This window comes from Pseudomonas sp. OE 28.3 (assembly GCF_014268205.2).
In the GTDB taxonomy this organism is placed as follows: Bacteria; Pseudomonadota; Gammaproteobacteria; order Pseudomonadales; family Pseudomonadaceae; genus Aquipseudomonas; species Aquipseudomonas edaphica.
Genome location: NZ_CP077082.1, coordinates 5,736,399 through 5,757,323 on the forward strand (window position 1 = coordinate 5,736,399; position 20,925 = coordinate 5,757,323).

Below are 20,925 nucleotides of genomic sequence, written 5' to 3' on the forward strand. Positions count from 1 at the left end.
TTGGTTCGGACTCTCAGATTATCTCCTCATCAGGCTAATCACGGTTATTTGACCCGGCTCTTGCCGGGTCTTTTTTTACCTGTAAAAAAGCCGATTCAGCGCGCAATGATCAACGGATGCCCACGCTCCGGGTGCGGCTGTACCAGCACCTCCAAACCAAACACCGCCTTAAGTGGCTCGGGCCGCATCACCTGCGCCGGCGTATCCAACGCGTGTGGGCGCCCCTGCTCCAGCAACAGAATTCGGTCGCAATAACGCGCCGCCAGGTTCAGGTCATGGAGAATCACCAGCACCGCAGCGCCGCGATCCGCGAATGTACGTATAGCTTGCAGGGTCGTGTGTTGGTGCAAGGGGTCAAGCATCGAGGTCGGCTCATCCAACAGCAGGGTCTGCCCGGCTTCCCCCGGCCATAACTGCGCCAACACTCGCGCCAGATGCACACGCTGGCGTTCACCACCCGACAGCGCCAGGTAGCTGCGTCCGCTTAAATGGCCCACGTCTGCCGCGTGCAGCGCCGCCTCGATGATTTCGTCATCACGCACGCGTCCGGTCTGATGGGGCAAGCGGCCCATGCCTACAACCTCCTCGACACGAAATGCGAAATCCAGCGTGGAAGTCTGCGGCAACACTGCCAAACGTTGGGCACGTTGCGGCCCGCTCCAGTCCGTCAAGGCTTGCTGGTCCAGCCACACCTTGCCCTGATCCGGCTTCAGCTCGCCGCACAACGCACCGAGCAGCGTGCTCTTGCCTGCTCCGTTAGGGCCGAGCACACCGAGCACTTCACCCGGCAGCAAGTCCAGGGTGACATCCGCCAGCACGGTTTTATCGCCACGCCGGACCTGCAACGCTTCTACTCGCAGCATCAGGCGCGCCCTCGCAACAATAAATAAAGAAAAAACGGCGCGCCGATAAAGGCCGTCACGATGCCGATCGGCAGTTCAGCCGGCGCCAGCGCCAGGCGTGCCACCAGGTCAGCAAACAGCAACAGGCTCGCGCCCGCGAGCACAGACGCCGGCAACAACACCCGATGATCCGGCCCGGCCAACAAGCGCACCAGATGCGGCACCACCAGCCCGACAAACCCGATCATGCCCGCCGCCGCTACCGCCGCGCCCACACCGAGGGCCGTGCAAAACACCAGTTCACGCTTGAGCCCTTCAACATCAATGCCAAGGTGATTGGCTTCGGACTCACCCAGCAACAATGCATTCAAGGCTTTTGCACGGCGCGGCAACCACAGCGCCACACCGGCGCTCACCAACAGCAATGGCCACAACCGCGAATAGCTGGCGCCATTGAGGCTGCCAAGATTCCAGAACGTCAGCGTGCGCAAGGTGGCGTCATCGGCCAGATAGGTAAACAACCCCACCGCCGAACTGGCCAGGGCGGTAAGCGCGATACCGGCAAGCAGCATCGTTGCAACGTTGGTCTGGCCGTTGCGGCGCCCCAGGCGATAGACCAGGGCAGTGACGCCCAAACCGCCAAGAAACGCGCACAACGACAGCAGATAAGGCCCGAACGCATCCGGCAGGCCACCAAAAAAAGAACCGCCGACGATAGCAATCGCCGCCCCGAGCGCCGCGCCGCTGGACACACCGACCAACCCCGGATCGGCCAGCGGGTTGCGAAACAAGCCCTGCATCGCCACACCCGACAATGCCAGCACACCACCTACCGCCAAACCCAGCAAGGTTCGCGGCAAACGAATCTGCCCCAGGATCAATTCGGCCTGCTCCAGGCCCTGGGCTTCAATCGGTACGCCCATCAGGCGCAAGGCGGCCTTGAGCGTATCCAGCAACGGCAGGCTGACCGGCCCCAGGGCCAGTGAAAGCCAGATTGCCAGAAGGCATAACAGCGCCAGCCCGATAAACAGCGTTTTCGGTTTAACCAGAGTCGTCATGGGGCAGGTTTAGCCTGGGACGGATAAAACCCGGCAGACAATTGCACCAGGCTTTGCGGCAGACGCGGCCCGAGCCCGCCGACCAGCAGGGTCGGGTCCAGCTCAAACACGCGGCCGTTTTTGGCGGCCGGGGTCGACGCCAGAATCGGGTTTTCCTTGAACAAGGCCGCCCGCGCCGCATCACCGGTGAGAGCGCGATCAGCAAACACCAGCACATCAGGGCTCAGCCCGGCCAGCGACTCCACCGAAAACGGCTTATAGCCCGTGTGGGTCGCCAGGTTATGCCCGCCCGCCTGCTGCAACATCCAATCGGCGGCCGTGTCCTTGCCTGCAATCAGGGGTTTGCCACCTGCATGCCCTAGCAACAAAAGCACACCCGGCGCCTTTTGCGTGGCCTGGGCCTTGGTGACCCAGGCTTGCTGCTGATCCAGCTTTTGTTCATATCCGGTAAACAATTCGTTGGCCTTGGCTTCATCACCCAACAGCTTGCCCAAGTGCTGAAGGTTGCCTTTCAAGGTCGGCAAATCCGGCTCTGCCGAGAACATCTCCACCTGCACGCCCGCGCCGCGAATTTGCGCCAGCACCGTCGGTGGGCCCATCTCTTCAGTCCCGACCAGAACCTGCGGACGCAGGCTCAAAATCCCTTCTGCCGACAACTGGCGCTGGTAACCGATGCTCGGCAACGCCTTGAGCGATTCTGGATGCTGGCTGGTGGTATCCACCCCCACCAGCTTTGACTCCCCGCCCAGCGCCGTCACCCATTCCGATAGCGCCCCACCGGCGCTGACCCAGCGTTGCGGCAGTTCAGAGGCTTGCGCCCCGTGGTTGACCAGCAGTGAGGCAGCAAGCGCAATAGCGCTGGTACTCAGGCGCATAACAGGGTTTCCTTCCAAGGGCGGGGCCACTCAAGCACTCATGGATGTGACAGATAAACCCTGTCTGGCATCGTACAGAGCACCCAATCAGCTAACGGGCGAAGCCGGCATTTGATAATTGTTTGCATTTGAACGTCAAGGCACTTAAGGATTGTTATGAAGCTTCTCTGCCCCTCAGATGCCCTGGCGCCCAACAGCAGCCGTGGTTTTGAAATAGACGGTTGCAAAGTGTTGGCCGTGCGCCGTGACGGCGTGGCGTACTTCTACCTCAACCGCTGCCCCCATCGCGGCATCCCGCTGGAATGGCAGCCCGACCAGTTCCTGGACAGCAGCGCCAGCCTGATCCAGTGCGCCACCCACGGCGCCTTGTTCCTGATCGAAAGCGGCGAGTGCATTGCCGGGCCGTGCGCGGGCCAAAGCCTTAAAGCCCTGCCCGGCCGTGAAGACGCGCAAGGCCTGTGGGTGCAACTCTAGTCGCCGATCATCACGTCCAGGCGCCGGTCGATGATAATTTCCTGCGGCGTGACCCGCGCACCATAGGCCAACACCTCCACGCCGGCCGCCTTGGCCTCGCGCAGCGCAGCGGCGTAGCCCGCATCGATTTCCACCGCCGGGCGTACAGCGTCGATCCCCGACAGGTTCACGCAATACAACTGCACCGCACGCACGCCCTCACGCGCCAGGTGTGCCAACTCGCGCAAATGCTTGGCGCCACGTTGGGTCACCGCGTCGGGAAACGCTGCCACCGGCGAGCCATCAAAGCCCAAGGTGACGCTCTTGACCTCCACATACGCCGCGCCGTGTGGGTACTCCAGGCGAAAATCGATACGGCTTTTTTCCTGGCCGTAAGGCACTTCGCGCTTCAAGGCGGTAAAACCGTTGAGTTCAGTGATCACCCCGGCACGCAACGCCTCCTCCACCAGTTGGTTGGCACGCGCGGTGTTGACGCATGCCAGCCGGCCTTGGGGGGTTTCGGCAATTTCCCAGGTGCCCGGCAACTTGCGCTTGGGGTCTGTGGAGCGACTGAACCAGACCTGGCCGCCCTCCACCATGCAATTGAGCATAGAGCCGGTGTTGGGGCAGTGAATGGTCAGCAACTCGCCGGTCAGCGTTTCGATATCGGTGAGAAAGCGCTTGTAGCGGCGGATCAGCCGCCCTTCTTCGAGGGGAGGATGAAAGCGCATCAGCCTTGCCAGCTCCGCAAGCCACGGGCGATGCGTTCCACCGCTTCCTGTAGCCGATCGAGGTTTTGCGTGTAGGCAAAACGCACATGATGGCCGGCCTGATAACGACCAAAATCCAGGCCCGGCGTAAACGCCACATGCTCGGTTTCAAGGAAATGACGGCAAAACGCGAAGGCATCACCGCCGAACGCGCTGATATCGGCGTACAAGTAGAACGCGCCTTCGGGCTCTACGGCGATGCCGAAACCCAACTCGCGCAAGGCTGGCAGCAGGAAATCCCGGCGGCGCCCGAACTCGGCGCGGCGCTCTTCCAGAATACTCAGGGTTTGCTCGGTGAAACACGCCAGCGCCGCGTATTGGGCCATGCTCGGCGCGCTGATGTAGAGGTTCTGCGCCAACTTCTCCAATTCGCCCACTGCCGCCGGGGGCGCCACCAGCCAGCCGAGGCGCCAGCCGGTCATGCCGAAATACTTCGAAAAACTATTTAAGACGAAGGCATCGTCGTCGACTTCCAGCACGCTGGCGGCATCGGTGCCGTAGGTGAGGCCGTGATAGATCTCGTCCACCACCAAATGGCCGTTACGCGCCTTGATTGCACTCGACAACCCCGCCAGTTCGTCGCGGGTCAGAATGGTGCCGGTCGGGTTGGCTGGTGAGGCCACCAGCGCGCCAACGCTGTCTGCATTCCAGTGTTTGGCCACCAGCTCAGCGGTCAATTGGTAGCGCACGTCCGGGCCAACCGGCACCAACTGCGCCGCGCCTTCCACCAGCCGCAGGAAATGTCGGTTACACGGGTAGCCTGGGTCGGCCAACAGCCAGTGCTTGCCCGGATCGACCAGCAGGCTGCTGGCCAGCAGCAACGCGCCAGAGCCACCGGGCGTGATCAGAATGCGCTCGGGGTCGACGCTCAGGCCGTAGCGCTGCTGGTAAAAACCACTGATGGCCTGGCGCAACTCGGGCAGCCCACGGGCCGCGGTATAGCGCGTCTTGCCGTTAGCCAGTGCGGCCTGGCCGGCCTGGATAATCGGCTCGGCCGTGGTGAAATCCGGCTCGCCGATCTCCAGGTGGATAACATCATGGCCAGCCGCCTGCAGCTCATTGGCTCGCGCCAGTAACGCCATAACGTGAAAAGGTTCGATGGCGCGACTGCGCGCACTGTAGGGCTGAGCCATTAGCCTTCCTTAAACGGTGAGGACAAAATTCGGATTCTACCGAACCCGCGCGGTAAAACATGCTCTATTGCCTGCTCGGTCCTCCGTGCTGAACCGGGCAAGCGCCTGCAAAACGACTAAAATCAACATTCGAGACACGCTATACCCAGCCATGGCGGGCCATGACAGTTTGCAAGCCTGCCACGTTGGGCCTCGACAACCGGGAGTGGCGCACCCCGAATCTATCTGGTAAGTTCGCCCGCTTGCAGCCGCAGGGCCGGCAGGTGTCGGTGACGTTGCAATCCTGCGCAATGGATTAGAAGAGTGAGAGGCGGTCTATTCATGTCCACCCAAGCAAAGCAACAGCAGACTCAAGGCCTCGGCGGCTTCGAACCCTATGTGGAAAAAAAGGGCGAGGAGTACATGGGCGAGCCCATGCGCGAGCACTTCACCAAGATCCTGAACAAGTGGAAACAGGACTTGATGCAGGAGGTTGATCGTACCGTTGACCACATGAAGGACGAAGCAGCCAACTTTCCTGATCCGGCCGACCGTGCGAGCCAGGAAGAAGAGTTCGCCCTTGAACTGCGAGCGCGTGATCGAGAGCGCAAGCTGATCAAGAAGATCGACAAGACCCTGCAACTGATCAAGGACGAGGAATACGGCTGGTGCGAATCCTGCGGCGTCGAGATTGGTATTCGCCGCCTGGAAGCCCGCCCAACCGCGGACCTGTGCGTAGACTGCAAGACCTTGGCTGAAATCAAGGAAAAACAGGTCGGCAAGTAACCCTGCCGGGCTGAACGCGACAAACAAAAAATGGGGCGTGCAAACGCTCCATTTTTGTTTCTGGCGTTCAGCGGTTTTCCAGTAGTATCCGGCCCATGACAGCCTCTACTTATATCGGGCGTTTCGCCCCCACGCCCAGCGGCCACCTGCACTTCGGTTCGCTGGTTGCCGCGCTCGCCTCCTACCTCGATGCCCGCGCCAATCACGGCCGCTGGCTGATGCGCATGGAAGACCTCGACCCACCCCGTGAAGAACCCGGCGCCCAGGCGGCGATCCTGCACGCCCTGGAAAGCTATGGCTTTGAGTGGGATGGGGAACTGGTCCGGCAAAGCGAGCGGCATGATGCCTACGCCAAAGTCTTGAACGACATGTTCAACCACGGCCTGGCTTACGCCTGTACCTGCTCGCGTAAACAATTGGAGCCCTACCACGGGATCTATCCAGGCCTGTGCCGAAACCTCGGGCACGATCAGCAAGACGCGGCGATCCGCCTGCGCGTTCCGGAGCTGGAGTATCACTTTACCGACCGCGTGCAAGGCGAATTCCGACAGCACCTGGGCCGTGATGTGGGCGATTTCATCATCCGCCGTCGCGATGGCCTGTATGCCTACCAACTGGCAGTGGTACTCGATGATGCCTGGCAAGGTGTCACCGACATCGTACGCGGCGCCGACCTGCTCGATTCCACGCCGCGCCAGCTTTACCTGCAGGAACTGCTGGGTCTGCGCCAACCGCGCTACCTGCACGTGCCGCTGATCACCCAGCCGGACGGCAACAAGCTGGGCAAATCCTACCGCTCGCCGCCGTTGACACCCGACCAGGCCACACCTTTGCTATTGAGAGCGTTGCGCGCCCTCGGCCAGCAACCCGGCAGCGAACTGCTGCACGCCAGCCCACGGGAACTGCTGGATTGGGGCATTGCACACTGGGACGCCAGCCAGATTCCGCGCACACTCACGCTGGCCGAAGCGCAATTGAGCTGAAGGCGCTTGCAGCTTGCCAAGCATCCGTTACCATCGCGGCAGTTTTTTAATCAGAGGCCAACATGTACATCTATCGATTGGTCCTGCTGCTGGTCGTCGGGATCTACCTGTTTTCCCCGGCCATCATGGATTGGTGGATCGACGCCACGGGCGCCTGGTATCGCCCTTATCTGCTGTGGTTGATCCTGATCGTCGTGACCTTCATCCTGCAGAGCCAAAAAGATGCCGATGAGCTTTAGCCTCACCCAGATGCTGCTGATCAGCGCCGCCTACCTGGCCGCGTTGTTCGGGGTTGCCTGGATCAGTGAGCGTGGAATGATTCCGCGGGCGATCATTCGCCATCCGTTGACCTACACCTTGTCCCTGGGCGTCTACGCCAGCGCCTGGGCATTTTATGGCACGGTGGGGCTGGCCTATCAGTATGGCTACGGCTTTCTGTCCAGCTACCTGGGCGTGTCCGGCGCGTTCCTGCTGGCGCCGGTATTGCTGTACCCGATCCTGAAAATCACCCGCACCTATCAGCTGTCGTCCCTGGCGGACTTGTTTGCCTTCCGCTTTCGCAGCACCTGGGCCGGCGCGCTGACCACGATCTTTATGCTGATCGGCGTGCTGCCGTTGCTGGCCCTGCAGATCCAGGCGGTGGCGGACTCCATCAGCATCCTCACCCGCGAACCGGTGCAGCACCGCGTTGCCCTGGCCTTCTGCGCACTGATCACGCTGTTCACGATTTTCTTCGGTTCACGCCATATCGCCACCCGCGAAAAACACGAAGGCCTGGTGTTTGCGATTGCCTTTGAGTCGGTGATCAAGCTGATCGCCATCGGCGGTGTCGGCCTGTATGCGCTGTATGGCGTATTCGACGGGCCGCAACAGTTGGAGTTGTGGTTGCTGCAAAACCAGACCGCCCTCGCCGCTTTGCACACGCCGTTGCAGGAAGGCCCATGGCGCACGCTGCTGCTGGTGTTCTTTGCCTCGGCCATCGTGATGCCGCACATGTACCACATGACCTTCACCGAGAACCTCAACCCGCGCTCATTGGTCAGCGCCAGCTGGGGTTTGCCGTTATTCCTGCTGCTGATGAGCCTGGCGGTGCCGCTGATCCTGTGGGCCGGCCTCAAGCTCGGCGCCACCACCAACCCCGAATACTTCACCCTTGGCGTCGGTATTGCCGCCAACAGCAAATCCCTGGCATTGCTGGCTTACGTAGGCGGTTTGTCGGCGGCCAGTGGCTTGATCATCGTCACCACGCTGGCACTCTCCGGCATGGCGCTCAATCACCTGGTGCTGCCGCTGTATCAGCCGCCAGCCGAAGGTAATATCTACCGCTGGCTGAAATGGACGCGCCGCGCGCTGATCGTCGCCATCATCATGGCCGGCTATGGCTTCTACCTGCTGCTGGGCGCTGGGCAAGATCTGGCCAACCTCGGCATCGTCGCGTTTGTAGCGACCTTGCAGTTCTTGCCGGGTGTGTTGTCGGTGCTGTACTGGCCAACCGCCAACCGTCGCGGCTTTATCGCCGGGCTGCTGGCAGGCATTCTGGTGTGGATGGTGACCATGCTGCTGCCGCTGGTCGGCAACCTGCAGGGTTTCTACATTCCGCTGCTGAACATGATCTACGTGCTGGATGACACCAGCTGGCACATGGCAGCGATCGCCTCGTTGGCCGCCAACGTGCTGATGTTTACCCTGATCTCGCTGTTCACCAACGCCAGCCCCGAAGAAACCAGCGCCGCCGAAGCCTGCGCGGTGGACAACGTGCGCCGCCCGCAACGCCGCGAGCTGCACGCCGCCTCACCGCAAGAGTTCGCCACCCAACTGGCCAAGCCGCTGGGCGCCAAGGCTGCGCAAAAGGAAGTCGAGCAGGCGCTGCGCGACCTTTACCTGCCGTTTGACGAGCGCCGGCCCTACGCCCTGCGCCGTTTGCGCGACCGCATTGAGGCCAACCTGTCCGGCCTGATGGGGCCGAGCGTGTCCCAGGACATGGTGGAAACCTTCTTGCCCTACAAGGCCGGCGGCGAAAACTACGTCACCGAAGACATCCATTTCATCGAGAGCCGGCTGGAGGATTACCACTCACGCCTCACCGGCCTTGCCGCCGAACTCGATGCCCTGCGCCGCTATCACCGTCAAACCCTTCAAGAACTGCCGATGGGCGTGTGTTCCCTGGCCAAGGATCAAGAGATCCTGATGTGGAACAAGGCGATGGAAGAACTCACCGGCATCGCCGCACAACGTGTTGTGGGTTCACGCCTGAACACCTTGGGCGACCCTTGGAAAGAACTGTTGCAAGGCTTTATCAACCTGCCCGACGAGCACTTGCACAAACAGCACCTGGCGCTGGACGGCCAGACCCGCTGGCTCAATCTGCACAAAGCGGCGATCGACGAGCCGCTGGCGCCGGGCAACAGTGGCCTGGTGCTGCTGGTGGAAGACCTGACCGAAACCCAGATGCTCGAAGACAAGCTGGTGCACTCCGAACGCCTGGCCAGCATCGGTCGCCTGGCTGCGGGTGTGGCCCATGAAATCGGCAACCCGATCACCGGTATCGCGTGCCTGGCGCAAAACCTGCGGGAAGAGCGCGAAGAAGACGCTGAAATCACCGAAATCAGCGGGCAGATCCTCGAGCAGACCAAGCGCGTGTCACGCATCGTGCAGTCGCTGATGAGCTTCGCCCACGCCGGCGCGCATCAGAACCATGACGAAGCGGTGTGCCTGGCGGAAGTGGCGCAGGATGCCATTGGGCTGCTGGCCTTGAACCGGCGCAATTTCGAAGTACAGTTTTTTAACCTGTGCGACCCGGACCACTGGGTTGACGGCGACTCCCAACGCTTGGCGCAGGTGCTGATCAACCTGCTTTCAAACGCCCGTGACGCAACGCCCGCCGGCAGTGCGGTACGCGTCAAGAGCGAGGCTTTCGAGCACACGGTCGACCTGATCGTGGAGGACGAAGGCAGCGGTATTCCACAGAACATCATGGATCGATTGTTCGAACCTTTCTTCACCACCAAGGACCCGGGTGAAGGTACCGGTCTGGGCCTTGCACTGGTCTATTCCATCGTTGAAGAGCATTATGGACAAATCACCATCGACAGCCCGGCTGACACCGAAAGCCAACGCGGCACCCGTATTCGGGTGACCTTGCCGCGTCATGTCGAAGCGACGTCCGCTGTGAACTGAGACCGTCGAGAGAATTGAATCAATGCCGCACATTTTGATCGTCGAAGACGAAACCATTATCCGCTCTGCCTTGCGTCGCCTGCTTGAACGTAATCAGTACCAGGTCAGCGAAGCCGGCTCGGTGCAGGAAGCCCAAGAGCGTTTCAGCATTCCCACGTTCGACCTGATTGTCAGCGACCTGCGCCTGCCGGGCGCGCCGGGGACCGAGCTGATCAAGCTTGGCCAGGGCACGCCCGTGCTGATCATGACCAGCTACGCCAGCCTGCGCTCGGCGGTGGACTCGATGAAGATGGGCGCGGTGGACTACATCGCCAAGCCTTTCGATCACGACGAAATGCTCCAGGCCGTGGCGCGCATTCTGCGTGACCGTCAGTCGGCTGGCAGTGCGCCGGCCGAACAGCGTCCTGCCGGCAAGGCTGCCGAGAAGCCGGGGGTCGACAACAGCAATGGCGAGATCGGCATCATCGGCTCCTGCCCACCGATGCAGGATCTGTACAGCAAGATCCGCAAAGTGGCGCCGACCGACTCCAATGTATTGATCCAGGGCGAGTCGGGCACCGGTAAAGAGCTGGTGGCCCGCGCCCTGCACAACCTGTCCAAACGTGCCAAAGCGCCGATGATTTCGGTGAACTGCGCGGCGATTCCCGAATCCCTGATCGAGTCCGAACTGTTCGGGCACGAGAAAGGCGCATTTACCGGCGCCAGCGCCGGGCGTGCGGGGTTGGTCGAAGCGGCGGACGGCGGCACCTTGTTCCTCGACGAAATTGGCGAACTGCCCCTGGAAGCCCAGGCGCGCTTGCTGCGCGTGTTGCAGGAAGGCGAGATTCGCCGTGTCGGTTCGGTGCAATCACAGAAGGTCGATGTGCGCCTGATCGCCGCGACCCACCGTGACCTCAAGAGCCTGGCCAAGATCGGCCAGTTCCGGGAAGACTTGTATTACCGCCTGCACGTAATCGCCCTCAAGCTGCCGGCCTTGCGCGAGCGTGGCGCCGACGTGAATGAGATCGCCAGCGCGTTTCTGCTGCGCCAGAGCGCGCGCATCAACCGTACCGACCTCAAGTTTGCCGCCGACGCCGAGCAGGCGATTCGGCATTACTCGTGGCCGGGTAACGTCCGCGAACTGGAGAACGCGGTCGAGCGCGCGGTGATTCTGTCGGAGAGCCCGGAAATTTCTGCCGAGCTGCTGGGTATCGATATCGAGCTGAGCGACCTGGAAGACGACGACTTCATCGGCCTGGCCCCGCAACAGGGCGGTGGCAGCAATACCAGCCATGAGCCGACCGAAGACCTGTCACTGGAAGACTACTTCCAGCACTTCGTGCTTGAGCATCAGGACCATATGACCGAGACCGAGCTGGCTCGCAAGCTGGGCGTAAGTCGCAAATGCCTGTGGGAACGGCGCCAACGCCTGGGCATTCCACGGCGCAAGACCGGGGTGGCCAGCGAAAGCTGAGGGCGCACCCCCACAGGTAACACCCTCAGATGTGAAAAAACTGTTACCGCAGCTTTTTCACGTAACAGAAGCCGGGGCTTACGGTAACGAAGCCCCGGCTTTTTTTCGCCCTTCCAAAAGCCAGAACCAGCTCAAACCCCCGGTTTTGCTGGGCGGCACAAAAGTTGGCACGCACCCTGCTATATGCTTAGTACAAAAACAATAACAAGCTTTGTACAAGACAATAAAAATAAGACGAATCGACTCACGCATAACAAAAACAACACGGCGGAGGCGCAGCTAACTGATTCTTTTGGAGAGGCGTTGCATTTGGGGCTTGCCCCGCAACCAGGCCGAGAACAACAAAAACTGCCCTAAGGCAGAGCCTGAACTGGTTGGATCGTAGATCAGCAACACAGCGACCAAAGCAATCCGTTTGCTCTTGGCTCCCTATTGGGAGTGTCATGAAGGTGAAACTTCATGGCGAGGGCGATCAACAAAAACAAAAAGCCCGCAACCATAATAAAAATAGAGCACGCAACTACTTCTGGGGGAGCTTCGGCTCCCCTTGTAGTTTCCGGCATTTGACCCGCTCACACCCTTCTTTAAGCTTCTGGCTCAAGCCTTGCAGCTTGTTCCTACACCATCCCTCGACTAAATGCTAGAATCCCGGCCCATCATGCGGTCATTCTTCGTTATGGCCGAACATTCCTTCAAACAGTGCATCCCATGCTGAAGAAGTTGTTCCAGTCATTCCGTTCCCCCTTGCGTCGTACGCAACACATTCGCAGCACGCCTGAAGTGCTTAACAGCAATCAGCATTCATTGCAGCGCGCTCAATTCAGCCGCTATGCAGTGAACATCGTCGAACGTTTGCAGAACGCCGGCTACCAGGCTTATCTGGTGGGCGGCTGCGTACGTGACATGCTGCTCAATATCACGCCCAAGGATTTCGACGTCGCCACCAGCGCCACGCCGGAGCAGGTGCGTGCCGAGTTTCGCAATGCGCGAATCATCGGTCGCCGCTTCAAGTTGGTGCATATCCACTTTGGTCGCGAAATCATCGAGGTCGCGACGTTCCGCGCAGGCCATCCGCAAAACGATGATGAGGAAGACACCAATCAGTCTTCCCGCAACGAGAGCGGCCGCATCCTGCGTGACAACGTGTACGGCACCTTGGAAGAAGACGCGCAGCGCCGCGACTTCACCATCAACGCCCTGTATTACGACCCGGTCAGCGAGCGCATTCTCGATTACGCCAACGGCGTACACGACATTCGCAACAACCTGATCCGCCTGATCGGCGACCCGACGCAGCGTTACCAGGAAGACCCGGTACGCATGCTGCGCGCCGTGCGCTTTGCCGCGAAGCTGAACTTCGGCATCGAGAAACACACCGCCGCGCCGATTCGCGAGCTGGCGCCGATGCTGCGGGAAATTCCTTCGGCACGCCTGTTCGAAGAAGTGCTGAAGTTGTTCCTCTCGGGTTATGCCGCCGATACGTTCGAAATGCTGGTCGACCTGCAACTGTTCGACCCGCTGTTCCCGGCCAGCGCCGAGGCACTGGAATACAACCCCACGTACACCCACACGCTGATCAGCGAAGCGTTGATCAACACCGACCTGCGCATCAAGCAGAACAAACCGGTAACGCCGGCGTTCCTGTTTGCCGCCCTGCTGTGGCCTGCCCTGCCCAAACGCGTATTGCGCCTGCAAGACCGTGGCATGCCGCCGATTCCGGCCATGCAGGAAGCCGCACATGAGCTGATCGCCGAGCAGTGCCAGCGCATCGCCATTCCCAAACGCTTCACCATGCCGATCCGCGAGATCTGGGACATGCAGGAGCGCCTGCCGCGCCGCAGTGGCAAACGCGCCGACCTGTTGCTGGATAACCCGCGCTTCCGTGCCGGCTACGACTTCCTGCTGCTGCGCGAAAGCGCCGGCGAGCAGACCGACGGCCTGGGCGAATGGTGGACCGACTACCAGGATGCCAATGACAGCCAGCGCCGCGAGATGATTCGCGACCTCGGCAGCAAAGGCGATGGCGAAGGCACTGGCCCGAAAAAACGTCGTCGCAGCGGCACCAAGCGCAAACGCAGCGCGGCCGACGCCTCGGGCGCTGCGGGCGAATAAACGTGGAACGTGTCTACATTGGCATGGGCAGCAACCTGGCTGCCCCGGACCAGCAATTGCGCAGCGCTGTCGAAGCCCTGGCGCAATTGCCCGGCACGGCCCTCGTTGGCGTGTCGGCGTTCTATCAAAGTGACTCCCTGCTCCCGGGCCAACCGCGCTACACCAATGCGGTCGCCGCCCTGGACAGCGATCTTGCGCCACTGGATTTACTCGATGCCCTGCAAACCATCGAGAACGACCAGGGCCGCGAGCGCCTTGAACGCTGGGGCCCGCGCACCCTGGACCTGGATATCCTGTTGTTTGGCGATCGCCTGATCGACACGCCGCGGCTGAAGGTGCCGCACTATCAGATGCATTTGCGCGCGTTTGTGCTGTACCCGCTGGCAGAGCTGGCACCCGCCGACCTGCAACTGCCCAATGGCCAAACACTTAGCGACTTGCTGGCCGCCTGCCCGTTTGTTGGCCTGGAGCGCGTGCCCCGAGACTGACTCGGTCAATGTGGGACCCGGCTTGCCTGCGATGCGGGCAACTCGGTACACCCGCTATTGCGCGATGATGCCATCGCAGGCACGCCAGCTCCCACCCGTAACAGGGGTAACACCCCACTCGTAACAATGCGGTAACACATCCAATTGACTTCCCGTGTCCTCATCACGACTATAGGCGTCCCGCTGCCGCCAACCCGGCGCTGAAGGGCGCAATCCAGGCCTTATAAGCACTGCTCTCAAGACAGTGCGCCTGTATAAACGAAGACTCACGCGCGTTACTCGCTGTTTCCAAGCGCCTGAACGAGGACCCTTTCCATGCCAGACATTACCCTGACCACCTTGCAGAGCCTGAAGCTCAAAGGTGAAAAAATCACCATGCTGACCTGCTATGACGCCACCTTCGCCCACGCCAGCTGTGAGGCCGGGGTTGAAGTGCTGTTGATTGGCGATTCACTGGGCATGGTTCTTCAAGGGAATGACAGCACCCTGCCGGTCACCACTGACGAACTTGCGTACCACACGGCCAGCGTCAAACGCGGTAACAACGGCGCCTTCATCATCGCTGACCTGCCGTTCATGGGTTACGCCACCCTTGAACAAACCTTCCAGAACGCCGGCAAGCTGATGCAAGCCGGTGCACACATGATCAAAGTCGAAGGCGCGGTATGGCTGGCGGAGTCGATCCGGCTGCTGGCTGAGCGCGGCGTTCCAGTGTGCGCGCACATGGGCCTGACACCGCAGTCGGTGAACATCTTCGGCGGCTACAAGGTGCAAGGCCGCAATGAAGCCCAGGCGCGCCAGATGCGTGCGGATGCCATTGCCCTGGAGCAAGCCGGCGCCGCGATGATCCTGCTCGAATGCGTGCCCAGCGAACTGGCGGCAGAAATTACCCAGGCAGTCAAAGTGCCGGTGATCGGCATTGGCGCAGGCTCGGCCACCGACGGCCAAGTGCTGGTGGTACACGACATGCTCGGCCTGTCGCTGACCGGCCGTGCGCCCAAATTCGTGAAAAACTTCATGGCAGGCCAGGACAGCATCCAGGCAGCCCTGGCCGCCTACGTGAGTGAAGTCAAAGCCGTGACGTTCCCTGGCGAAGAACATGGGTTCTCTGCATGAACACCGTTAAAACCGTAAGAGAACTGCGCGCCGCCGTCGCCCACGCGCGCAGTGCCGGCAAACGCATTGGCTTTGTGCCCACCATGGGCAACCTGCACAGCGGCCACGCCACCTTGGTGACCAAGGCCGCACAGCAATCGGACTTTGTGGTGGCGAGCATTTTCGTCAACCCGTTGCAGTTCGGCGCTGGCGAAGACCTGGACAAGTACCCGCGCACGCTGGCGGCCGACCAGGAAAAGCTGCTGCAAGCCGGTTGCAATCTGTTGTTTGCGCCCACCGTTGACGAAATGTACCCCGGCGGCATGACCGGCCAAACCCGCGTCAGCGTTCCGCAACTGTCCGAGGGCCTGTGCGGTGCCAGCCGACCCGGGCACTTCGAAGGTGTGGCGACGGTGGTGAGCAAGCTGTTCAACATGGTCCAGCCGGACATGGCCGTATTTGGCCAGAAGGACTACCAGCAACTGGCGGTCATCCGCGCCATGGTGCATGACTTGAACATGCCCATCCAGATCATCGGCGAGCCCACCGTGCGTGCCGCCGACGGCCTGGCGCTGTCGTCACGCAACGGCTACCTCAACGAAGAACAGCGCGCGATTGCGCCGGTGCTCTACCGCAGCCTCAGCCAGATTGCGGCGGCTATAAAAGGCGGCGAGCAGGATTTCGCCAAGCTGCGTGCCGAGCAGATCGCGCAGATTGAAGCTGCCGGGCTGCGCATGGATTACCTGGAAGTGCGCCAAGGCGTGCACCTGCGTGCGGCCACGCCTGAGGATCGGGATATCGTCATCCTCGTGGCGGCCTATCTGGGTGCGACACGCCTGATCGACAACCTGCATTTGACCCTCAACTGACCCCGCCAGGCACTTCGCCTGTTGCCCTGATCGCTGTGCCGGTATAAAAAAGTACCGGCAACAGCGCAGACAAAGCCAAGACATATCGACACGCTAGGTTTAATGTAGTCGCCCTGCGCCATTGTTGGCGCTGACCGGACTCAAACGCCTGATGAAAGACTCAACGTTCCGGATTTAGAAGTGTCCTAAAGGCAAGTCCCCGTAATAAAAGGAAACCCGCAGCGATGGCGTACTACCGCACTCCTCATGACGTTACCGCTCTGCCCGCTTGGCAAGCGCTCAATCAACATCGCCAAGCCATGCAGGATTTCAGCATGCGCGACGCGTTCAATGCCGATCCCCAGCGCTTTTCCCAGTTCACCTTGAGCAGCTGCGGGCTTTTCCTCGATTACTCGAAAAACCTGATCACCAGCGAAACCCGTGACCTGCTGGTGGGCCTGGCCAAAGAAGTCAACCTTAAAGCCGCGATTGACGCGCTGTACGCAGGCGAGCCGGTCAACTCTTCCGAAGGTCGCCCCGCCCTGCACACCGCGCTGCGCCGCCCAGTGGGCGACAAGCTGTCGGTCAACGGCGTAAACATCATGCCGGACGTGCACAAGGTGCTGAACCAGATCACTGACCTGGTCGGCCGCATCCACGACGGCCTGTGGCGTGGTTACACCGAGAAGCCGATCACTGACGTAGTGAATATCGGCATCGGTGGTTCGTTCCTCGGCCCGGAGCTGGTCTCCGAGGCATTGCTGTCCTACGCCCACAAAGGCGTGCGCTGCCACTACCTGGCAAACATCGACGGCAGCGAGTTCCACGAACTGACCCAGAAGCTGCGCGCCGAGACCACGCTGTTTATCGTTTCGTCCAAATCCTTCAACACCCTCGAAACCCTGAAAAACGCCCAGGCCGCCCGCGCCTGGTACCTGGCCCAGGGTGGCTCGGAAGCCGAACTGTACCGTCACTTTATCGCCGTATCGAGCAACAACGCGGCGGCCGTGGCGTTCGGTATCCGTGAAGAAAACATCTTCCCGATGTGGGACTGGGTCGGCGGCCGTTACTCGCTGTGGTCGGCCATTGGCTTGCCAATCGCTCTGGCCATCGGCATGTCCAACTTCAAAGAGCTGTTGTCCGGTGCCTACACCATGGACCAGCACTTCCAGAACGCGCCGTTCGAGCAAAACATGCCGGTGCTGCTGGGCCTGCTGGGCGTGTGGTACGGCAACTTCTGGGGTGCGCAGAGCCATGCGATCCTGCCGTATGACCACTACCTGCGTAACATCACCAAACACTTGCAACAGCTGGACATGGAGTCCAACGGCAAAAGCGTGCGCCAGGACGGCACACCGGTGTCCACCGATACGGGCCCGGTGATCTGGGGTGGCGTCGGTTGCAACGGTCAGCATGCTTACCACCAGTTACTGCACCAGGGGACTCAACTGATCCCGGCCGACTTCATTGTGCCGATCGTCAGCTTCAACCCGGTGTCCGACCATCACCAGTGGCTGTACGCCAACTGCCTGTCCCAGAGCCAGGCACTGATGCTCGGCAAGACCCGCAGTGAAGCCGAGGCTGAGTTGCGCGAAAAAGGCCTGCCGGAAGCCGAAGTGCAGAAGCTGGCGCCTCACAAGGTGATCCCGGGCAACCGTCCGAGCAACACCATCGTGGTCGAGCGCATCAGCCCACGTCGCTTGGGCGCACTGGTCGCCATGTATGAACACAAAGTGTTTGTACAAAGCGTGGTCTGGGGCATCAACGCCTTCGACCAATGGGGCGTGGAGCTGGGCAAAGAGCTGGGCAAAGGTGTCTACAACCGCCTGACCGGCGCCGAAGAAACCCTGGCTGACGATGCGTCGACCCAGGGCCTGATCAACTACTTCCGCGGTCGTCACCGCGGCTGAGGCCGGTACACCAAGGCCAACGTCCGTTTGGACGTTGGCCTTGAACCCTCTCCCCACAGCGTGCATCTTTATGCCTTGTCGCTAAAACAAGAATAAGGACCGCTCATGTTCGATATCCGCACATTCCCCCGCGCCGATGACGTCCGCCAGGCCGCGCAGCTCAGTCAAGACGAGTACCAGCGCCTCTACCGCCAATCCATTGAGCAACCCGATACGTTCTGGGCCGAACAGGCCAAGGGTTTCCTCGACTGGATCAAACCCTGGCACACCGTGCAGCACTCGGACATCACTACCGGCGCAGCCCAGTGGTTTGCCGGCGGCCAACTGAACGTCAGCTACAACTGCATCGACCGTCACCTGGCGCAACGCGCCGACCAGCCGGCCTTTATCTGGGAAGGCGATGATCCTGCAAAGTCCTCCAAAATTTCCTACCGCCAACTTCATCAAAACGTCAGCCGCCTGGCCAATGTGCTGAAAAGCCGTGGGGTGAAAAAAGGCGACCGGGTGTGCATCTACATGCCGATGATCCCGGAAGCCGCCTACGCGATGCTGGCCTGCACCCGGATTGGCGCGGTGCACTCGGTGGTGTTCGGCGGCTTCTCTCCGGATGCCCTGCGCGACCGCATCCTCGATGCCGACTGTCGCACCGTGATCACCGCCGATGAAGGCGTGCGCGGCGGCAAGCCGGTGGCCTTGAAAAAGAATGTCGACAAAGCCCTGGCCAGCTGCCCGAACGTCAGCACGGTACTGGTGGTGGAGCGCACGGGGGCGAAACTTGACTGGGTAGAAGGCCGCGACCTCAAGTATCAAGCCGCCCTGGACGCCGCCAGCGCTGATTGCCCGCCCGAGCCGATGGACGCCGAAGACCCGTTGTTTATCCTCTACACCTCCGGCAGCACCGGCAAACCCAAAGGCGTGCTGCACACCACCGGTGGCTACCTGCTGCAAGCGGCGATGACCTTCAAGTACGTGCTCGACTACCGTGACGGCGAAGTGTTCTGGTGCACCGCCGACGTGGGCTGGGTCACCGGCCACAGCTATATCGTGTACGGCCCGCTGGCCAACGGTGCGACGTCACTGATGTTCGAAGGCGTGCCGAGCTACCCGGACAGCTCGCGTTTCTGGCAGGTCATCGATAAACACCAGGTGAATATCTTCTACACCGCGCCCACCGCATTGCGCGCGCTCATGCGTGAGGGCCACGGGCCACTGCAGAACACCTCGCGCGCCAGCCTGCGCCTGCTGGGCAGCGTCGGCGAGCCGATCAACCCAGAGGCCTGGGATTGGTACTTCAACGCCGTGGGCGAGCAACGTTGCCCGATTGTCGATACCTGGTGGCAGACCGAAACCGGCGGCATCATGCTCAGCCCGCTGGTCAGCGCCCAGCGGATCAAACCCGGCTGCGCGACTCAACCGATGTTTGGTGTGCAGCCAGTGCTGCTGGATGAACACGGCAAGGAGTTCAACGGCGCCGGCAGTGGCGTGCTCGCTATCAAGGCCAGTTGGCCAGGGCAAATCCGCAGCGTCTACGGTGACCCGCAGCGCATGCTCGACACCTATTTCAAACCCTACCCCGGCTACTACTTCACCGGCGACGGTGCGCGCCGCGATGAGGATGGCGACTACTGGATCACCGGCCGCATCGATGACGTGATCAACGTGTCCGGCCACCGCATCGGCACCGCCGAAGTGGAAAGCGCGCTGGTGCTGCATGATCAAGTGGCCGAAGCCGCTGTGGTCGGTTACCCCCACGACGTCAAAGGCCAGGGCATCTATGCGTTTGTCACCCCAATGAATGGCGTCGAGCCCAGCGATGAGCTGAAAAAACACTTGCTGGCGCTGGTCAGCAAGGAAATCGGCAGCTTTGCCAAGCCGGAACTGATCCAATGGGCGCCGGCCTTGCCGAAAACCCGCTCGGGCAAGATCATGCGACGCATTTTGCGCAAAATCGCCTGCAACGAACTCGACAGCCTCGGCGACACCTCGACCCTGGCCGACCCGAGCGTGGTGGACGGCCTGATCGATAAACGCCTGAACCGATAGGAGCCACCCAGAGTCGCCATGGAATTTATCCGCAGCCGTATCGAAACCCAGTTGATGAGCCTCACCGGCTTGTCACTCGGCCAACTGGACCTGGAAAACCCCAAGGGCGACCCCGGCCTGTTCGGGCCGGACTCTGTGAGCTGGCAGGTGCATGGCGACTTCAGCAGCATGCTGATCGGCGGCATCAGCGCGTTGATGCTGCAAGCCTTGCACCCGCTGGCCCTGGCCGGCGTGTGGGACCATTCCAACTTTCGCCAGGACATGCTCGGGCGCCTGCGCCGCACTTCGCAGTTTATTTCCGGCACCACGTTCGGCTCGCGCCAGGACGCCGAATGGCTGATTGAGAAGGTACGCACCATCCACCTGCAAGTGGTCGGGCATGCGCCGGATGGGCGAGCCTATGCGGCCAGTGACCCGGAGCTGCTGACGTGGGTACACGTGGCGGAGGTCAGCAACTTTCTGGCGGCACACCTGCGTTATCGCAACCCGCATCTGTCTGGGCGCGACCAGGACCGCTACTACAGTGAAATTGCCTTGGTGGCCGAGCGATTGGGCGCACGCCACGTGCCGCGTTCACGCCAGGAAATTTCCGATTATCTGGCGCGCATTCGTCCACAACTGCTGTGCGACGATCGCAGCCGCGAAGTGCTGCGCCTGCTGGTCAATGCACCTGCGCCCAGCACCTTGGCCAAACCCTTTGGCAGCTTGATGATGCAGGCCGGCATCGACCTGTTGCCGGACTGGGCCAGCGCTATGCTCGGGCAACACCAAAGCTCGATGCAACGCTTGGTGATCCGCGCGGGTGTGAAGCGCAGCGCGCCCTTGCTGCGCTGGGCGATGCGCAACGGTTCGGTGCAACGCGCCCAGCGGCGGATGGGGTTGATGTAGACGGCGGCCCATAGCTGTTAAACTTCGCGCCC

General features: G+C 61.2%; 18 protein-coding genes. 13 read left to right on the forward strand and 5 right to left on the reverse strand.

The features are described from left to right. Positions 1–95: 95 nt before the first annotated feature. From HU759_RS25770 to HU759_RS25780, 3 genes are read right to left on the reverse strand one after another with little or no spacing between them, the layout of a single operon-like run. Entirely contained in the window at positions 96–863 is a 768-nt protein-coding gene (locus HU759_RS25770; protein WP_017139227.1) for a heme ABC transporter ATP-binding protein, read from the reverse strand. Continuing rightward, positions 863–1,900 carry an iron ABC transporter permease gene (locus tag HU759_RS25775; protein ID WP_099547649.1) on the reverse strand — a complete coding sequence of 346 codons (1,038 nt, stop codon included), beginning with the start codon at positions 1,898–1,900 and terminating at the stop codon, positions 863–865. Before HU759_RS25775 ends, HU759_RS25770 begins: the two co-directional genes overlap by 1 nt. Continuing rightward, positions 1,897–2,775: an ABC transporter substrate-binding protein gene (locus HU759_RS25780; protein WP_186617060.1), complete on the reverse strand. Its 879-nt coding sequence runs from the start codon at positions 2,773–2,775 to the stop codon at positions 1,897–1,899. The genes HU759_RS25775 and HU759_RS25780 overlap by 4 nt, the downstream gene beginning before the upstream one ends. A gap of 156 nt (positions 2,776–2,931) precedes the next feature. Between HU759_RS25780 and HU759_RS25785 the strand changes: the two genes are divergently transcribed. Next, the gene (locus HU759_RS25785) at positions 2,932–3,249 is read left to right on the forward strand and encodes a Rieske (2Fe-2S) protein (protein ID WP_017139230.1); all 318 of its coding nucleotides are present in this window, start codon (positions 2,932–2,934) and stop codon (positions 3,247–3,249) included. On the opposite strand, the gene sfsA is transcribed toward HU759_RS25785, so the two are convergent. Both sfsA and HU759_RS25795 read right to left on the reverse strand, forming a co-directional pair. Then, entirely contained in the window at positions 3,246–3,959 is a 714-nt protein-coding gene (gene sfsA, locus HU759_RS25790) for a DNA/RNA nuclease SfsA (RefSeq protein WP_017139231.1), read from the reverse strand. The genes HU759_RS25785 and sfsA overlap by 4 nt on opposite strands. After that, entirely contained in the window at positions 3,959–5,131 is a 1,173-nt protein-coding gene (locus HU759_RS25795; RefSeq protein ID WP_017139232.1) for a pyridoxal phosphate-dependent aminotransferase, read from the reverse strand. The genes sfsA and HU759_RS25795 overlap by 1 nt, the downstream gene beginning before the upstream one ends. 321 nt (positions 5,132–5,452) lie before the next feature. On the opposite strand from HU759_RS25795, the gene dksA reads away from it, so the two are divergent. The 12 genes from dksA (at position 5,453) to HU759_RS25855 (ending at position 20,893) form a co-directional block, all read left to right on the forward strand. After that, the gene (gene dksA, locus HU759_RS25800) at positions 5,453–5,896 is read left to right on the forward strand and encodes an RNA polymerase-binding protein DksA (protein WP_003194150.1); all 444 of its coding nucleotides are present in this window, start codon (positions 5,453–5,455) and stop codon (positions 5,894–5,896) included. A 95-nt stretch (positions 5,897–5,991) separates the two neighbouring features. After that, the gene (gene gluQRS, locus HU759_RS25805) at positions 5,992–6,879 is read left to right on the forward strand and encodes a tRNA glutamyl-Q(34) synthetase GluQRS (RefSeq protein ID WP_017139234.1); all 888 of its coding nucleotides are present in this window, start codon (positions 5,992–5,994) and stop codon (positions 6,877–6,879) included. Between the two features lie 62 nt (positions 6,880–6,941). After that, positions 6,942–7,118: a hypothetical protein gene (locus tag HU759_RS25810; protein ID WP_003176118.1), complete on the forward strand. Its 177-nt coding sequence runs from the start codon at positions 6,942–6,944 to the stop codon at positions 7,116–7,118. Next, positions 7,102–10,056 (forward strand): sensor histidine kinase, encoded by a 2,955-nt coding sequence (locus HU759_RS25815; protein WP_017139235.1) that lies wholly within the window; start codon positions 7,102–7,104, stop codon positions 10,054–10,056. The genes HU759_RS25810 and HU759_RS25815 overlap by 17 nt, the downstream gene beginning before the upstream one ends. A 22-nt stretch (positions 10,057–10,078) precedes the next feature. Then, on the forward strand, positions 10,079–11,509 hold the full coding sequence (locus HU759_RS25820; RefSeq protein WP_017139236.1) for a sigma-54 dependent transcriptional regulator: 1,431 nt from the start codon (positions 10,079–10,081) through the stop codon (positions 11,507–11,509). Between the two features lie 708 nt (positions 11,510–12,217). Then, on the forward strand, positions 12,218–13,621 hold the full coding sequence (locus HU759_RS25825) for a polynucleotide adenylyltransferase PcnB (protein ID WP_017139237.1): 1,404 nt from the start codon (positions 12,218–12,220) through the stop codon (positions 13,619–13,621). Positions 13,622–13,623: 2 nt separating this feature from the next. Beyond that, the gene (gene folK, locus HU759_RS25830) at positions 13,624–14,109 is read left to right on the forward strand and encodes a 2-amino-4-hydroxy-6-hydroxymethyldihydropteridine diphosphokinase (protein WP_017139238.1); all 486 of its coding nucleotides are present in this window, start codon (positions 13,624–13,626) and stop codon (positions 14,107–14,109) included. Positions 14,110–14,424: 315 nt separating this feature from the next. Further along, entirely contained in the window at positions 14,425–15,225 is an 801-nt protein-coding gene (gene panB, locus HU759_RS25835) for a 3-methyl-2-oxobutanoate hydroxymethyltransferase (RefSeq protein WP_186617062.1), read from the forward strand. Then, entirely contained in the window at positions 15,222–16,073 is an 852-nt protein-coding gene (gene panC, locus HU759_RS25840; RefSeq protein ID WP_017139240.1) for a pantoate--beta-alanine ligase, read from the forward strand. The genes panB and panC overlap by 4 nt, the downstream gene beginning before the upstream one ends. Before the next feature lie 224 nt (positions 16,074–16,297). After that, positions 16,298–17,962 (forward strand): glucose-6-phosphate isomerase, encoded by a 1,665-nt coding sequence (pgi, locus tag HU759_RS25845; RefSeq protein ID WP_017139241.1) that lies wholly within the window; start codon positions 16,298–16,300, stop codon positions 17,960–17,962. A 105-nt stretch (positions 17,963–18,067) separates the two neighbouring features. Further along, positions 18,068–20,005 carry an acetate--CoA ligase gene (gene acs, locus HU759_RS25850; protein ID WP_138450137.1) on the forward strand — a complete coding sequence of 646 codons (1,938 nt, stop codon included), beginning with the start codon at positions 18,068–18,070 and terminating at the stop codon, positions 20,003–20,005. An 18-nt stretch (positions 20,006–20,023) separates the two neighbouring features. Further along, positions 20,024–20,893, forward strand: a complete 870-nt coding sequence (locus HU759_RS25855) for an oxygenase MpaB family protein (RefSeq protein ID WP_099547641.1) — start codon at positions 20,024–20,026, stop codon at positions 20,891–20,893. The last annotated feature ends 32 nt before the right edge of the window (positions 20,894–20,925 follow it).

Excerpts from the sequence above, each read along its gene's own strand:
- HU759_RS25785 (WP_017139230.1), top strand. The coding sequence starts at position 2,932 with ATGAAGCTTCTCTGCCCCTCAGATGCCCTGGCGCCCAACAGCAGCCGT.
- HU759_RS25815 (WP_017139235.1), top strand. The coding sequence starts at position 7,102 with ATGCCGATGAGCTTTAGCCTCACCCAGATGCTGCTGATCAGCGCCGCC.
- HU759_RS25795 (WP_017139232.1), bottom strand. The coding sequence starts at position 5,131 with ATGGCTCAGCCCTACAGTGCGCGCAGTCGCGCCATCGAACCTTTTCAC.
- panB (WP_186617062.1), top strand. The coding sequence starts at position 14,425 with ATGCCAGACATTACCCTGACCACCTTGCAGAGCCTGAAGCTCAAAGGT.
- HU759_RS25770 (WP_017139227.1), bottom strand. The coding sequence starts at position 863 with ATGCTGCGAGTAGAAGCGTTGCAGGTCCGGCGTGGCGATAAAACCGTG.
- HU759_RS25810 (WP_003176118.1), top strand. The coding sequence starts at position 6,942 with ATGTACATCTATCGATTGGTCCTGCTGCTGGTCGTCGGGATCTACCTG.
- HU759_RS25820 (WP_017139236.1), top strand. The coding sequence starts at position 10,079 with ATGCCGCACATTTTGATCGTCGAAGACGAAACCATTATCCGCTCTGCC.
- HU759_RS25825 (WP_017139237.1), top strand. The coding sequence starts at position 12,218 with ATGCTGAAGAAGTTGTTCCAGTCATTCCGTTCCCCCTTGCGTCGTACG.
- HU759_RS25775 (WP_099547649.1), bottom strand. The coding sequence starts at position 1,900 with ATGACGACTCTGGTTAAACCGAAAACGCTGTTTATCGGGCTGGCGCTG.
- HU759_RS25855 (WP_099547641.1), top strand. The coding sequence starts at position 20,024 with ATGGAATTTATCCGCAGCCGTATCGAAACCCAGTTGATGAGCCTCACC.
- panC (WP_017139240.1), top strand. The coding sequence starts at position 15,222 with ATGAACACCGTTAAAACCGTAAGAGAACTGCGCGCCGCCGTCGCCCAC.
- HU759_RS25780 (WP_186617060.1), bottom strand. The coding sequence starts at position 2,775 with ATGCGCCTGAGTACCAGCGCTATTGCGCTTGCTGCCTCACTGCTGGTC.
- dksA (WP_003194150.1), top strand. The coding sequence starts at position 5,453 with ATGTCCACCCAAGCAAAGCAACAGCAGACTCAAGGCCTCGGCGGCTTC.
- pgi (WP_017139241.1), top strand. The coding sequence starts at position 16,298 with ATGGCGTACTACCGCACTCCTCATGACGTTACCGCTCTGCCCGCTTGG.
- gluQRS (WP_017139234.1), top strand. The coding sequence starts at position 5,992 with ATGACAGCCTCTACTTATATCGGGCGTTTCGCCCCCACGCCCAGCGGC.
- acs (WP_138450137.1), top strand. The coding sequence starts at position 18,068 with ATGTTCGATATCCGCACATTCCCCCGCGCCGATGACGTCCGCCAGGCC.
- sfsA (WP_017139231.1), bottom strand. The coding sequence starts at position 3,959 with ATGCGCTTTCATCCTCCCCTCGAAGAAGGGCGGCTGATCCGCCGCTAC.